Genomic DNA, 13709 nt, shown 5'->3' with positions numbered 1-13709 from the left:
GCACCGAGGCCGCGCCGTTTTCCGCTGGCTGATCTCAGTGAGATTCGTGCCCAGCCTGGAGTAAACCGACAACGCAGGCCGCGAGGTGCCCCGAAAGCCGGGCCCTGACGCGCCCCGGCCGGCCGAGGTCGACGCTGCCGGGGTCAGGCCGTCGGCGGAACGGACGGCTCCGCCGGTCGGTCGGCCGTCGGGGACGCGCGGTGCGAGCTGAACCTCGCGCGTCAGCCGAACACCCGCCGCTGGATCTCCCGGCGGTAGTCCTCGAGGGTGTTGTCCAGGTGGACCGCGGCGGCCTGCGCGGCGGCCTCCGAATCGCCGTCGCGGATCGCCTGGTAGATGGCGGCGTGTTCGTCGATCGCCTCGGCGGCGTGCCCGCCGACGGTGCCGCGCAGGCCGATCGTGCTGGACTGGTGCTGGAGCCGCCGGACCTCGCGGACGGCGGCCAGGAGGAACTGGTTGTGGGACGCGGCCGCGATGCCGAGGTGGAACTCGTCGTCCCCGCGGTCGAACAGCACCGCCTCTCCGGTCAAATGCCCCTGGCGGCAGGTTTCCGCGGCCGCTTCGATCGACCGGAGCTCCGCGGGGGTGGCCCGGGTCGCCGCCAGCCGGCTCGCGGTCATCTCCTGCACGCGCCGGAACTCGAAGAGCATGTAGACGTGGTCGAGGTCGGTCGGCAGGAAAAAGCTGCCCCAGCGCGCCGAACCCAGCATGCCTTCGTCGTCGGCGACGTAGAGCCCGCGGCCTTTCTGCGCGCGCACCCGGCCGATCGCGGAGAGGATCTTGACCGCCTCGCGGACGACCGTGCGCGAGGTTCCCAGCTGCGCGGCCAGCTCGTTCTCGGTGGGCATGCGATCACCGGCCTGGAGCCGCAGCTGCGCGATGAGCTGGAGGATCTGCTCGGCGACGACCTCGTACCCGGGCCGGTACGCGGCCTGCGGCGGGGTTGCCACCCGGTCGTCACCACTGGGGTCGGGTTCGACCGGTGCGGGCACGCCGTCCACCCACTCGCCTCCTTCGGTTCGGTCAACGCGAGGGTACGACTTGCCCCTCACGACTTCAAGGATCGTACACGTCGGCGCAGCTTCGAGAAATGAGTACTACTCATTTTGGCGGCTCAGGTTCAGCCTGCCTTGAGGAAACGGGGCCTTACCTCTTGACGGAAGCTCTGACACGGGCTCTTATATACCTCCGAAGCGACCGACGGCGTCAGATGTGTCGGACACATAACCGGCACCTCGTTGTCCGTTCGGGTTCAACCTGCGGTCCCCACGATGGAGTGGAGTAGTCATGACAGCCAAAGCCGATGCCGCCGGCGCCAGGAGAGCAACCCACCGCCGCGCCCGGTTCGCGGGCCTCGCGCTGGGCGTCGCCGCCGTGCTGGCCGCGGTCGCCGCGTGCGGCAACGGCGGGACCGGAGCCGGTGCGCAGAACGGGTTCCAGCCGGTGCAGCAGACGGGCGGGAAGCTCACCGTCTGGGTCGACTCGACGCGGCTGCCCGCCGCGCAGCTGTACCAGAAGGCCCACCCGGCGGTGAAGATGGACATCGTCACCTACGACGGCGACGCCAACGGCTCGAACTACCTGCAAACCAAGGTGAGCTTGTTCAACCGCACCCGCAGCGGCTGGCCGGACGTGGTGTTCAGCTCCCAGAACAACGAAGCGTCCTGGGCGGTGCAGGCGGGGTTCACCGCGCCGCTGAACAAAGGCCTGATCTCCGACGCCACCCTGCGCGGGTGGGCCCCGGGTGCGAACGATCCGTGCATGGTCGACGGCACGCTCTACTGCCTGCGCAACGATCTCGCCCAGACCGTGCTCTGGTACAACGCGCCGCTGATGAAGCAGTGGGGTTATCAGGTGCCGAAGACCTGGGAGGAGTACCAGGCCCTGGGCAAGCGCCTGGCCACCGAGCACCCCGGCTACCTGGTGGGGACGGCGGGGGACAACTTCACCCCGGAGATCTACCTGTGGGCGAGCAAGTGCGGCGCCAACCGGATCACCGCGCCCAAGGCGGTCAAGGTCGACACGACGAGCGCCGAGTGCACGCGGATGGCCGCGCTCCTCGACAGCCTCGTCCAGAACCACACCATGGCGACCAGCAGCGTGTTCAGCTCGGACTTCGACAAGAACTCCGCCGACAAGGTCCTCATGATGCCCGGGCCCTCGTGGTTCGGCGGCTCGATCTTCAACGAGGCGTTCAAAACGCCCGCGGGCCAGATCGCGGCCGCTCCGCTGCCGCAGTGGGCGGGGGACAACGCGCCTTCGGTGGGCAACGTCGGCGGCGGCACCTGGCTGCTTTCGGCCCACAGTGCCAACCTCAAGGACGCCGCTGATTTCCTCACGTGGGTGTCCACTTCGGACGAATACCAAGGCAAGGTCTCGCCGGGCTACCCGGCGTACGCGCCGGCGGCGAAGGCCTGGCTCGCGAAGCAGACGTCCAGTGGCTACTACTCCGGTGACATCACCGGGCCGTTGCAGACCGCGGCCGCGCAGGTGTGGCCGGGCTGGGGCTACGGCCAGTTCAGCCAGGAGGCGATCTGGGCCGCGACGGTCACGCCCGGGCTGACTGCGGGCAAGACGATCGTCTCGATGCTGCCCGACTGGCAGAAGGCCGTCACCGACTACGCGCGGTCCGACGGCTACGAGGTCAGTCAGTGAGCACAGTGTCCACCACCGCCCGCCCGGCCGGGAGCCCGTCGCGACGACGGCGGGCGACCTGGCCGGGCCGGGGCGGGCACCTGTTCGTCGCCGCGTACGTGGTGCTGCTGATCGCGTTCGGGGTCGTGCCGACGGTGTACGCGGTGTATTTCGCGTTCACCGACGCCGGCGACAACTTCGCGGGCGTGGCGAACTTCGTCGCGGCCGCAGGCGACTTCCGCTACCTGTCCGCAATCGGCCACGTGGCCCTGTACCTGGTGTGCTGGCTGGTTTCGCTGGTGGTGCTGGTGGTCGGGCTGGCTCTGGTGCTGCACCGCGTGCGCTCGGCCGGGGTGAGCCGCGTCCTGCGGTTCCTGTACTACATCCCGGGGGCGCTCGCCGGTGCGGCGAGCGTGATGGTCTGGCTGTTCGTGCTGGACCCGACGGTGAGCCCGGTGAGCTTCCTGATGCGGGCCTTGGGTTTCAGCACCTTCGGCGAGGTCGTGGCGCCGGGCCACCTGCCAGTGCTGTTCACCTTGATCGCGTTCTGGACCGGCGCGGGCGGCTGGATCGTGGTGATGTACGGCGCGCTGAACAACATCTCTCCCGATCTGCTGGAAGCGGCGCGGATCGACGGCGCGGGCGCGTGGCGCACGGCCTGGCACATCCAGATCCCGTTGCTGCGCAAATGGATCGTCTACATGATGATCCTCGCGTTCGCCGGAGGGACCCAGCTGTTCGTGGAACCGCAGCTGCTTTCGCAGGCCAGTGTCGGCGTCGCCGGGCGGGACTACTCGCTCAACCAGCTGTCCTACGACTTCGCCTTCCAGAACAACAACGTGAACACGGCCGCGGCCATCTCGGTCGAGCTCCTGCTGATCGGTCTCGTGGTCGCTGGCGTGTTCGTGGCCCGATCGGGGTTCTTCGATGCCGACTGACACCCGTACCCCAGCAGCCACCACAACTTCGGCGGGAAGCGCCCGCTCGTCCTCCGGACGGCCGCGGCGCGGCCGGCGCCGGCCGAACCCGCTGTCGGCTTTGGTGCTCGTGCTGTTCCTGGTGTTCTTCGTGCTGCCGGTCGTGTGGCTGCTGCTGGCGGCCACGAAGACCGACGACCAGCTGGTGCACGGCAACCCGCTGTCGTTCGGTTCGTGGCAAGCGCTCGCCGACAACTGGACCGCGCTGACTTCCTTCCAGGACAACGCCATCTTCCTGTGGCTGCGCAACTCCGCGGTGTACTCGTTCATCGCGCTGGTCATCACGTTGTGCGTCGCGATCCCGGCCGGCTACGCCCTCGCGATGAACCAGTTCCGCGGCCGCCGTACCCTGCTGGTCGCGACTCTGGTGGTCATGCTGATGCCGAACGCGACCCTGGTGGTGCCGCTGTTCCTCGAGGTGAACGCGGTCCACCTCATCGGTTCGATGTGGTCGATCATCCTGCCGTACTCGTTCTACCCGTTCGGGGTGTACCTGACCTACATCTACTTCAGCACCTCGCTGCCGCGTGATCTGGTCGCGGCCGCGGAGCTCGACGGGTGTTCGCAGTTCGGCGTGTTCCGGCACATCGCCCTGCCGCTGGCGACGCCGGTCGTGGCGCTCGTCGGCTTCTTCAGCTTCGTGGCCAACTGGACCAACTACTTCCTGCCCTACGTCCTGCTGCCGGAGAGCGACCAGTTCCCCGTCCAGGTGGGCCTGGGCAACCTCCTCAACGCGGTCCCGCAGTTCAACCCCACCGTCGGCACCGCCGCGGTCCAGCGCCCGGAGCTGGCGCTGGCGACCTTGCTCGCGATCACGCCGGTCCTGCTCGTTTTCCTGTTCTCGCAACGCTTCCTGGTCGCGGGAATGCTCGCCGGCGCGACGAAGGAATAGCCCACCCCGGCTCGACGCGGAACCACCGTCCACGCGTGCGGCGGCACCTCGGGTGCCGTCCGCGGGTGGCGCCGCCCCCGAATGGAGATCTTCGATGTTTCCCGTCATCACGGCCTCGGTACCGCTGCTCGAACCCCCGGGCTGGGCGATCGCGCAGCGCGAGCTGTTCGACCTGCTCGACACGGCTTGGCGCAGGTTCGCGCGTGACTACACGGGCCCGGACGGGCGCCTCGTCTACCGGGGCGGCCTCACCACCCGCGACGGGGTGGACGACTTCTACGAAACTTTCTTCAACTGGCCCCAGCTCTATCTGCTCGGCGGCTCCGACGACCTGCTCGGCGAGGCGGAGCGGCACTGGGAGGGCGTCACCCGTCAGCTGACCGAGCTGGGCATGCTGAGCGACGAGTACGAACGCGGCTACGACTGGTTCCACCAAGGCGAAAGCCTGCTGCTGCTGTACTTCCTGTGCATGGCCGCGCCCGAGCGGTGGCGCGAGCGCGCTGTGCGGTTCGCCGAGCTGTACGTCGATCCGGCCCACGGCAACTACGACCCGGAGCACCGCGTCATCCGCCGTCCCCACAACGGCAGCGACCCCGCGCGCGAAGGGCTCTTCGACGGCGACTCGTACCCCTGGCTGCCACAAGAAGCGCGGATGTACGGCTTCCCCCTGGAGTGGCTCGTGCCGGCGGGTGCCGGGCAGCCGCCGGCTGATCCCGATCCCCGGCTGGGTGAGCAGATGCGCCGCCGCATGGGGGTGGGGGACACAGCGGTCAACCTCGCCGTGTCCGGGCTGGTCTTCAACGCCCTGCTGCTGTCCGGCGACCGCCGCTACCGCGACTGGCTCGCCGACTACGTGGGTGCCTGGCGCGAACGGGCCGTCGCCAACGGCGGTGTCCTGCCCGACAACGTCGCTCCCGACGGCACGGTCGGCGGCCTGCTGGAGGGCCGGTGGTACGGCGGGCACTACGGCTGGTCGTGGCCGCACGGGTGGTACAGCGTGGGGCACGCCGCGATCGTCGCCGCGCTGGCCGCGGCCATGGCCACCGGCGACGACGGCTACACCGACCTCGTGCGCCCGGCGCTGGACACGATCATCGGCCAGGGCAAGGTCATGGCCTTCACCGACGCCGACTCCAGCCTGCAGTCGAAGTGGACGGTGCAGCTGGGCCCGGACGTCGACACGCCCACGCTGCACGTGCCCTACCGTTACGGTGATCACGGGTGGTTCGACCACAACCCGATGCTGATGGGTGTGCCGGCTGCGCTGTGGCACCACTCCGGGTCCCGGGACGACCGCGAGCGCCTCGAACGGCTGCGCGCCGCCGCCGGCCACGACTGGCGAACGGTGCGCTCCTTCCGCAGCAAGGAAGAGGCCGGGCACGAGGAGCCGTGGTTCGCCTACCTGTCCGGCGACAATCCCGGCTACCCCGAGCGAATCCTCGCGGCGGCCCAGGCCCAGGTGCGCCACCGGCTGGCGCGGATGGAGCGCTACCGGGGCCTCGACGTCCCCGAGGCCGACATCCACCTCTGGCAGCAGTCGAACCCGGTCGTCACCGAAGCGCTGGTCCAGCTCACCTGGGGCGGTCCGCAGGTCGTCTACAACGGCGGACTGCAGCAGGCCCGCGTGCGCTACTACGACGCGAACGCCCGCCGCCCGGGTCTGCCCCCGTCGGTCGCGGCGCTGGTCTCGCGCATCGAGCCGGAGGAAACGGTGGTCGAACTCGTCAACCTCGACCCGCTGGCGACCCGGTCGGTGATCGTCCAGGCCGGAGCGTTCGCCGAGCACCACGTCCGGGCGGCGCGCTACAGCGTCTGCGACGACCCGTCGTGGATCGGCGACCTGTACGACTACGGCCATCGCGAACCAGTCGTGACGTCCTCGTCGATCGCGCTCGACGGTCCCTGGCTGCAAGTCGACCTGCCCCCGTCCACCCGCATCAGCCTGACGCTGGAGCTGGCGCTGCGGGCCCGCACACCCTCGTACACCACGCCCTTCGAGGCCACGCCGTCGGGCGAACCCGAATGAACCGCGCCCCGCTCGGCCGTACCGGGCTGGAGGTCTCCCGGCTCGGTTTCGGTGCCGCACCGCTGGGCCGGCTGATCGGCCCGGCCCGGCAACGTGGCATCGACGCCGTGCACACGGCGATCGAGCTCGGCATCACGTTCTTCGACGTGTCGCCCTTCTACGGGCAGACGATCGCGGAAACCGTGCTGGGACAAGCGTTGCGCGGTGTCGAGCGGTCCACCTACGTGCTGGCCACCAAGGTCGGCCGCTACGGACCGGCCGACTTCGACTTCAGCGCCGTCCGGGTCACGCGCAGCGTGCACGAAAGCCTGGCGCGGCTCGGTGCCGGCCACCTCGATCTCGTGCAGTGCCACGACATCGAGTTCGGCGACCTCGACCAGGTGATCGGCGAAACCCTGCCCGCCCTGCGGGCCCTGCAGGAGACGGGGCTGGTGCGCGCGGTCGGGATCACCGGCTTTCCCTTGCCGGCACTCGCGTACGTCGCCGAACGAGCCCCGGTCGACACGATCATCTCCTACTGCCAGTACACGCTGCAGAACCGGCGGCTCGCCGCATGGCGGGAGCGCTTCGAGCGCCTCGGCACCGCCGTGCTCAACGCGGCCCCGCTGGCGTTGGGCGCGCTGACGCAACAGGGCGCACCGCCTTGGCACCCCGCGCCGCAGGAGGTGCTGCAGCGGTGCGCCGAGGCCGCGGCGGTGTGCCGGGAACGCGGGGCGGACCTGGCGCGTGTCGCCCTGCAGTACGCGGTGAGCACCGGGGACTTCCCGGTCACGATCGTCGGCGCCGCGGACCCGGACGAGGTGCGCCGGGACGTCCGCTGGCTGACCGAGCCCCTCGACGAGAGCCTGGTGCAGGAAGTCGAGGCCTGCCTCGAACCCGTCCGCGACCGCGGGTGGGTCAACGGGCGCCCGGAGAACCAGCACCCGGGGGAGCGGTCGTGACCGCCGCCGTCCTCGACTCGCACGTGCACTTCTGGGATCCGCGCCGGATGCGCTACCCGTGGCTCGACGACGTCGCCGAGCTCGACCGTCCTCGCACCCCCGAGCAGCTCCCGGGCCGGGCCGAGGTCATCGTCGTCGAGGCCGGCCGGGTGCCCGCCGACGCCGCCGCCGAGATCGCGTGGATCCGGCAGGAGTCGCGCCGGCACTCGTGGATCCGGGGGATCGTCGCCCACGTCGAGCTCGGAGACCCTGTGCGGGCCCGCGAGTTCGTCGACGAGCACGATCCGTTTGTCGTCGGGGTACGGCGCAACGCGCAGGACGAACCGCCTGGCTTCCTCGGCGACCGCGACTTCCGCGCGGGGGTCCGCATGCTGGGTGAGGCCGGCCTGCCGTTCGACGCCTGCGTCCGCGCGCACCAGCTGCCGGAGCTGACCGAACTGGCCACCGCCTGCCCACAGACCACGATCATCTTGGACCACCTGGGAAAACCCACACCGGGCGGACCCGGCTACGACCGGTGGCGCCGCGATCTGCGGCGGCTTGCCAGACGCGACAACGTGCTCTGCAAGCTTTCCGGCCTGGCCACCGAAATCCCGCCGGGTACCGGCCGCGACGCCGTCGTCGACGCGCTGCGCGAAGCACTCGACGTGTTCGGCCCCGGCCGCTGTCTCTACGGCAGCGACTGGCCGGTGCTGACGCTGGCCACGGAGTACGACGCGTGGCTCGGCCTCGTCCGCGAGGCACTCGCCGCTCATCCGGCTGCCGCGGCCGAAGCCGTCTTCCACGACAACGCCGCCCGGACCTACCGGGTGCGCAGCGCCGAGCAGGGACCACGAAAGGACCCCGAATGACCTCCCTGACACGCGGCACCGCCGCTCGCCGGGTCGCCTACGCCGGCGCCCGCGCCCTGGTCGTCGAGCCGAGCGACACCGAGCCACCCGCGCCGGGCCACGTCCGGGTCGACGTGGCCTACACCGGGATCTGCGGAACCGACCTGCACATCTTCCACGGCGACATGGACGGGCGGGTCTCGCCGCACGCCGTGATCGGGCACGAGATGTCCGGCCGGGTCGCCGAGGTCGGCGCCGGGGTCGCGGACTGGCGGCCCGGCGACCCCGTCACGGTGCTGCCGCTGCGGTGGTGCGGTGACTGCCCCGCCTGCCGGGCGGGCCACACCCACGTGTGTCACCGCCTGGTCTTCCTGGGCATCGACGCGTCCGGCGCCCTGCAGAACAGCTGGACGGTGCCCGCGGACACGCTCGTGCCGCTGCCCCGCGACCTGCGGCTGGACCACGCGGCGCTCGTCGAGCCGACCGCGGTCGCCGTGCACGACGTGCGGCGTGCCCAGCTGCGCGAGGGGGAGCACGCACTCGTCGTCGGCGGGGGACCGATCGGTGTGCTCATCGCGCTCGTCGCGCGGCGGGCGGGCGCGTCGGTCGTGCTCGCCGAGCCCGACGCGTACCGGCGGTCCGTCGCCGAGGGGCTGGGCCTCACCGCGCTCGACCCGGCGGCCGGCGACTTCGCCGACGCCCTCGATCAGTGGACCGGCGGCGCTGGTGCCGAGGTGGCGTTCGAGGTGTCCGGCGCGGCGGCGGGCGTGACCACGGCGGTCACCGCGCTGGCCACGCGGGGCCGGCTGGTCCAGGTGGCGATCCACCCGGTGGCCCGCGAGGTGGACCTGCACCGGTTCTTCTGGCGAGAGCTCACCCTGCTCGGCGCGCGGCTGTACGAGCGCGAGGACTTCACCACCGCGGTCGGCTTGCTCACCGAAGGGGCCATCCCGGCCGAAACGCTGATCTCGCGGATCGAACCCCTCGAGCGCGTCACGGAGGCCTTCACCGCGCTGGAAAGCGGGGCCGGCGTGATGAAGGTGCTCGTCGACTGCCGGACCGGCGAGGGGCGGGAGGCACGGTGACCGGCTTGTCCGCTTTCGACCTCACCGGCAAGCTCGCGGTGGTCACCGGCGCCCGCCGCGGGATCGGGCTCGGCATGGCCGAGGCGCTGGCCGCCGCCGGTGCGGACATCGTGGCCGTCAGCGCGCACCAGGAGCCGTCCGGCAGCGAGGTCGAGGCCCGCGTGACCGCGCTCGGCCGCCGCTGCATCGCGCTGAGCGCCGACTTCACCGACCGGGCCGCCGTGGCGGACCTGGCGGACGCGCTCGCCGGCCTCGGCCGGCCCGTGGACATCCTGGTCAACAACGCCGGCACCATCGCGCGCGCCCCGGCGGCCGAACACTCCGACGCCGACTGGGACCGGGTGCTCACCGTCGACCTCACGAGCCAGTTCGCGCTCACCCGCGCCGTGGGCGCCGGGATGCTCGAGCGCGGCCGGGGCAAGATCGTGTTCACCGCCTCGCTGCTGAGTTTCCAGGGTGGCATCAACGTGCCCGGGTACGCCGCGGCCAAGTCGGGCATCGCCGGGCTCACCCGTGCGCTGGCCAACGAGTGGGCGGGCCGCGGCGTGAACGTCAACGCCATCGTCCCCGGCTACGTCGAGACCGACAACACTCAGGCCTTGCGCGCCGATCCCGAACGCTCCGCCGCCATCCTCGACCGCATTCCCGCCGGCCGGTGGGCGCGGCCCCAGGATTTCGCCGGTGTGGCCGTTTTCCTCGCCTCCGCGGCGTCGGACTACGTCCACGGTGCCCTCATCCCGGTCGATGGCGGATGGCTGGGCCGATGAACCCCGCCCGCGCGGCGGCGCGGGCCTGAACCTCCCGCGAGCCACCGCGACGAAAGGCGGACGATGCCGTCCGGCTTCTTCGAACACCGTGTTCCGCCCCCGCGGGGGCCGCCGGTTCGCGCCGGCCGAGCGCTTCTCGGGTTCGCTCGCCGGCCGCCCTCGCGAACTTCCCGGTTCCCCTCCCCAAAGGATGGTGCACATGCGTCACACCGCCAGAACAGTGCTGACGGCGCTCGCCGTCTCGGCCGCGGCCGTCGCGGCCGCGCCCGGTGCGCAGGCGGCCGGACCGCCCGGGTTCACGATCGTCGTCGCGCCGAACGGCAACGACCACAATCCGGGCAGCGCCGCCCGCCCCCTCGCCTCGCTGCAAAAAGCCCAGAAACTGGCCCGCGACCTCGTCGGCCGGGCGAACGTGACCGTCGAGCTCGCCGGCGGCACGTACCGGCTGACGGCACCCCTCACGTTCACCGCCGAGGACTCCGGCCGGAACGGCCACACCATCACGTGGCAGGCCCGCCCCGGCCAGACCCCGGTCCTGTCCGGGGGACAGGCCGTGACCGGCTGGACGCTGCACGACCGGGCGGCGAACATCTACGTCGCCGACACCCCGAAGGGCGTGGACACGCGCCAGCTCGTCGTCGACGGCGCACTCGCGCCGCGGGCCGCAGTCACCATCGCCCGCGGCGACGTCTCGGTCACCACGACCGGACTGTCCATTGTGAACCCGGCGCTGGACTACCTGGCCACCTTGCCCGACCAGAACCGGATCGAGGTGGAGAGCCAGAACTCCTTCACCGATCGGTATGCGCCGGTGCAAAACATCAGCGGCACCACGATCACCATGCAGCAACCCGCGTGGAACAACAACAACTGGGGATACGACACGCTCGCGCGCCCCTTCGCGGGAGGCACGCTGCTGCTGGAGAACTCGTACTCGTTCCTCAAGACCGCCGGGCAGTGGTATCTCGACCCCCAGGCCGGGAAGCTCTACTACAAGGCGGCCCCCGGGCAGACCCTGGCGCACAGCCGGGTGGAACTGCCGCGGCTGAGCTCGTTGGTCCGGCTGAGCGGAACGCGGGCCCAGCCCATCCACGATCTCACCTTCCGCGGCCTGAGCTTCGAGCACACCACCTGGCTGCAGCCCGGCACCGCGGTGGGTTACGCCGACCAGCAGAGCGGCACGTTCATCACCGGCACCTACCCACAGCCGGAGGACGTCCTCACGTCCTGTCAGCTCGGGTGCCCCCAGTTCGAGGCCACGCGCAACGGCTGGAACCAGGTTCCCGCCGCCGTCCAGGTCTCCGCTGCTCGCAACATCTCCTTCGTGGGCAACACGTTCGCCCACCTGGGCCAGGTGGCGCTCGGCATCGGCAACGACGCGAACGCCCACGCCTCCGGCATCGGTCTCGGTGCATCCGGGATCACCGTGCAGCGCAACACCTTCATCGACGACTCGGGCTCCGGCATCGTCGTCGGCGGGGTGCAGCCCGACGCGCACCACCCGAGCAACCCGGCGATGACCAACAAGGACATCACCATCACCGACAACCTCGTGACGAATGTCGCGCGGGACTACAAGGACATGGCCGGCATCCTGAGCACCTACGTCACCCATGCCGTGATCGAGCACAACGAGGTGTCCGACCTCGCCTACGACGGCATCGACGTCGGCTGGGGCTGGGGATCAAACGATCCCGGCGGCAGCCAGGATTACCGCAACCGCGGCCTCTACAACTACCAACCCGTGTACACCACGCCGACCGCGCTGAAAGACACGGTGGTCCGCTACAACCTCGTCCACGGCACCAAGAAGGTCTTCCACGATGGCGGGAGCATCTACAACCTCTCCGCCAACCCAGGTGCCGTCATCGACAACAACTACATCTACGACAACCACAGCACGGTCGGTCTGTACCTGGACGAAGGCTCGCGCTACGTGAGCCTGTCGAACAATGTGATCCAGGATGCTGGAGTCTGGGCCTTTACCAACGCCAGCTCCACCAACAACACCAACGACAACACCTTCACCGGCAACTGGTACAACACCGGCGCCACCCAGGTCGCGACCGGTGCTCCGCACAACAACGTCCTCAACGGCAATCTCCACATCACCGACGGGAACTGGCCCCCGGCAGCCCAAGCCGTGATGAATCAAGCCGGGATCCGGCCCGAACCGCACAGCGGCGCCTCATCCTGACACCAAGAAACAGCTCCTCGGCACTCCAGCCGTGACCGGCTGACCGCGACGCCCGGGAGGGACTTTCCGATTCGGAGATTCCGTCCCGGGCGTCATTGTGTCTGCCGCCGTCGGCGCGGACTGGTGGCCCGGGTCTGCGTTTTACTCCGCGGGGAATTGATCATTCACCACGAGGGCTTCGTTGCGCCGGTTGTGTGACGGCCTTGACGGTCGCCATCAGCACCGACCTGCATCTCGATGGCACACTGCACCGGATCCGGACTGTTCAACGGCTGTGGGCTCGTAGTCGAACCAGTCGAAGTGGACAGTGCGAGCAACGGCGTAGGTGCCGATGACTCGTCCGGTGACGCCGCCTGCGACCTCGGTGGACCGATACCGGCCGTCGAGGGTGCCTGAGTACGGTGAAGGTACCCTCCGGTTCCCCGAAATCGAAGGAGACGGCGTCGGGTCCGCTTCGCGGACCGCTCGGTGTGTGCGTGGTTATGCCGATCCCCAAGACGACGGGCTCCGCGGAGATCTGCCGAGAAGCCACCGCGTTGTCCAGCAGGCCGATGCGGGCACGCACCTGCACTTGTCCGGCGACGGCCTCGATCTCGTAGTGGTGTTGCTCGTCAAAGCGGACAGCGAGGCCGGCGCTGCCGTCGTCAGGGTCGACTTCGCCGGAACCCTGGGCGAGGTGTGGTTCATGGGTGGTGAGGTCAGCCGAAGCCGGTGACCTGCACGACGGTGGTCCAGTTGTTCTTGATGGCGGAGAGGGCGACGGTGCCGGCGCAGACGGCGTTCTTGAGCTTGGTTTCCGTGCCGTCCTTGGTGTGCGCGGTCTGGGTACCGGAGTAGGGCTCGGGCCACAGGCTGCCGCGGATCGCGGCGGCCTATGTGGTTGTCAAGCCGCGGTTGCGGTGGGAGCTGGTTCGGGGTGTTCGGTAGTGGGTGCCGTTGCGCAGCATGGCGTAGAGACGTCGCAGCGGCGGCGGGCCAGGCAGATCAGGGCAGCGTTGTGTTTCGTGCCCTCGGCGCGTTTGCGGTCGTAGTCGGTCCTGCTGGTCGGGTCTGCCAGGGCGGCGAACGCAGCGGAGGAAAAAAGGCGAGTTTGACTTGCGGTTGCCGGTCCACGCGGGATGTTCGCCCTTGATCGGAGACCCAGAACTGCGGGTGGCCTCGCCGGCCAGGTCGTCGTTGAACCCGACCAGCACATCTAGCTCGGCCAAGGCATCGTTGCCGGGCGGGGGAGCGGCGGCCTCCGATTCTGCCGACGTTCACGTTCCACGAGGGCCGGCATACGCTGCGGTGGTCTCGGGCGGCGACCGCTACGTCTGCCGTGCGACGATCTGTGGGGAACCCGGATCGGACGAAGGAGCCC

General features: G+C 70.1%; 11 protein-coding genes and 1 pseudogene. 10 read left to right on the top strand and 2 right to left on the bottom strand.

The genetic code is table 11. The features are described from left to right. Window positions 1-221: 221 nt before the first annotated feature. Window positions 222-1001 (bottom strand): FadR/GntR family transcriptional regulator, encoded by a 780-nt coding sequence (locus tag QRX50_RS37325; protein ID WP_285967773.1) that lies wholly within the window; start codon window positions 999-1001, stop codon window positions 222-224. A gap of 286 nt (window positions 1002-1287) precedes the next feature. On the opposite strand from QRX50_RS37325, the gene QRX50_RS37320 reads away from it, so the two are divergent. The 10 genes from QRX50_RS37320 (at window position 1288) to QRX50_RS37275 (ending at window position 13064) form a co-directional block, all read left to right on the top strand. Further along, entirely contained in the window at window positions 1288-2655 is a 1368-nt protein-coding gene (locus QRX50_RS37320) for an ABC transporter substrate-binding protein (RefSeq protein WP_285967772.1), read from the top strand. Then, window positions 2652-3572 carry a carbohydrate ABC transporter permease gene (locus QRX50_RS37315; RefSeq protein WP_285967771.1) on the top strand — a complete coding sequence of 307 codons (921 nt, stop codon included), beginning with the start codon at window positions 2652-2654 and terminating at the stop codon, window positions 3570-3572. The genes QRX50_RS37320 and QRX50_RS37315 overlap by 4 nt, the downstream gene beginning before the upstream one ends. After that, window positions 3562-4503: a carbohydrate ABC transporter permease gene (locus QRX50_RS37310; RefSeq protein ID WP_285967770.1), complete on the top strand. Its 942-nt coding sequence runs from the start codon at window positions 3562-3564 to the stop codon at window positions 4501-4503. The genes QRX50_RS37315 and QRX50_RS37310 overlap by 11 nt, the downstream gene beginning before the upstream one ends. A gap of 94 nt (window positions 4504-4597) precedes the next feature. After that, window positions 4598-6529: a DUF8034 domain-containing protein gene (locus QRX50_RS37305; protein WP_285967769.1), complete on the top strand. Its 1932-nt coding sequence runs from the start codon at window positions 4598-4600 to the stop codon at window positions 6527-6529. Continuing rightward, complete coding sequence (locus QRX50_RS37300) at window positions 6526-7470, top strand: aldo/keto reductase (RefSeq protein WP_285967768.1); 945 nt, start codon at window positions 6526-6528, stop codon at window positions 7468-7470. Before QRX50_RS37305 ends, QRX50_RS37300 begins: the two co-directional genes overlap by 4 nt. After that, a complete protein-coding gene (locus QRX50_RS37295) occupies window positions 7467-8321 on the top strand; it encodes an amidohydrolase family protein (RefSeq protein WP_285967767.1) in 855 nt (284 codons plus the stop codon). Before QRX50_RS37300 ends, QRX50_RS37295 begins: the two co-directional genes overlap by 4 nt. Beyond that, a complete protein-coding gene (locus QRX50_RS37290) occupies window positions 8318-9385 on the top strand; it encodes a zinc-dependent alcohol dehydrogenase (protein WP_285967766.1) in 1068 nt (355 codons plus the stop codon). The genes QRX50_RS37295 and QRX50_RS37290 overlap by 4 nt, the downstream gene beginning before the upstream one ends. After that, a complete protein-coding gene (locus QRX50_RS37285; RefSeq protein ID WP_285967765.1) occupies window positions 9382-10152 on the top strand; it encodes an SDR family oxidoreductase in 771 nt (256 codons plus the stop codon). Before QRX50_RS37290 ends, QRX50_RS37285 begins: the two co-directional genes overlap by 4 nt. Window positions 10153-10351: 199 nt before the next feature. Then, window positions 10352-12349 carry a right-handed parallel beta-helix repeat-containing protein gene (locus tag QRX50_RS37280; protein WP_285967764.1) on the top strand — a complete coding sequence of 666 codons (1998 nt, stop codon included), beginning with the start codon at window positions 10352-10354 and terminating at the stop codon, window positions 12347-12349. A 571-nt stretch (window positions 12350-12920) separates the two neighbouring features. After that, window positions 12921-13064 carry a hypothetical protein gene (locus QRX50_RS37275; RefSeq protein WP_285967763.1) on the top strand — a complete coding sequence of 48 codons (144 nt, stop codon included), beginning with the start codon at window positions 12921-12923 and terminating at the stop codon, window positions 13062-13064. Between the two features lie 157 nt (window positions 13065-13221). On the opposite strand, the pseudogene QRX50_RS37270 reads toward QRX50_RS37275, so the two are convergent. After that, window positions 13222-13503, bottom strand: a pseudogene (locus QRX50_RS37270) (IS110 family transposase); the annotation flags it as partial. Window positions 13504-13709 lie beyond the last annotated feature (206 nt).

This window comes from Amycolatopsis sp. 2-15 (genome assembly GCF_030285625.1).
Classification (GTDB): domain Bacteria; phylum Actinomycetota; class Actinomycetes; order Mycobacteriales; family Pseudonocardiaceae; genus Amycolatopsis; species Amycolatopsis carbonis.
Note: the sequence above shows the minus strand (reverse complement) of the source record. Positions and strands in the feature narration are given on the sequence as shown.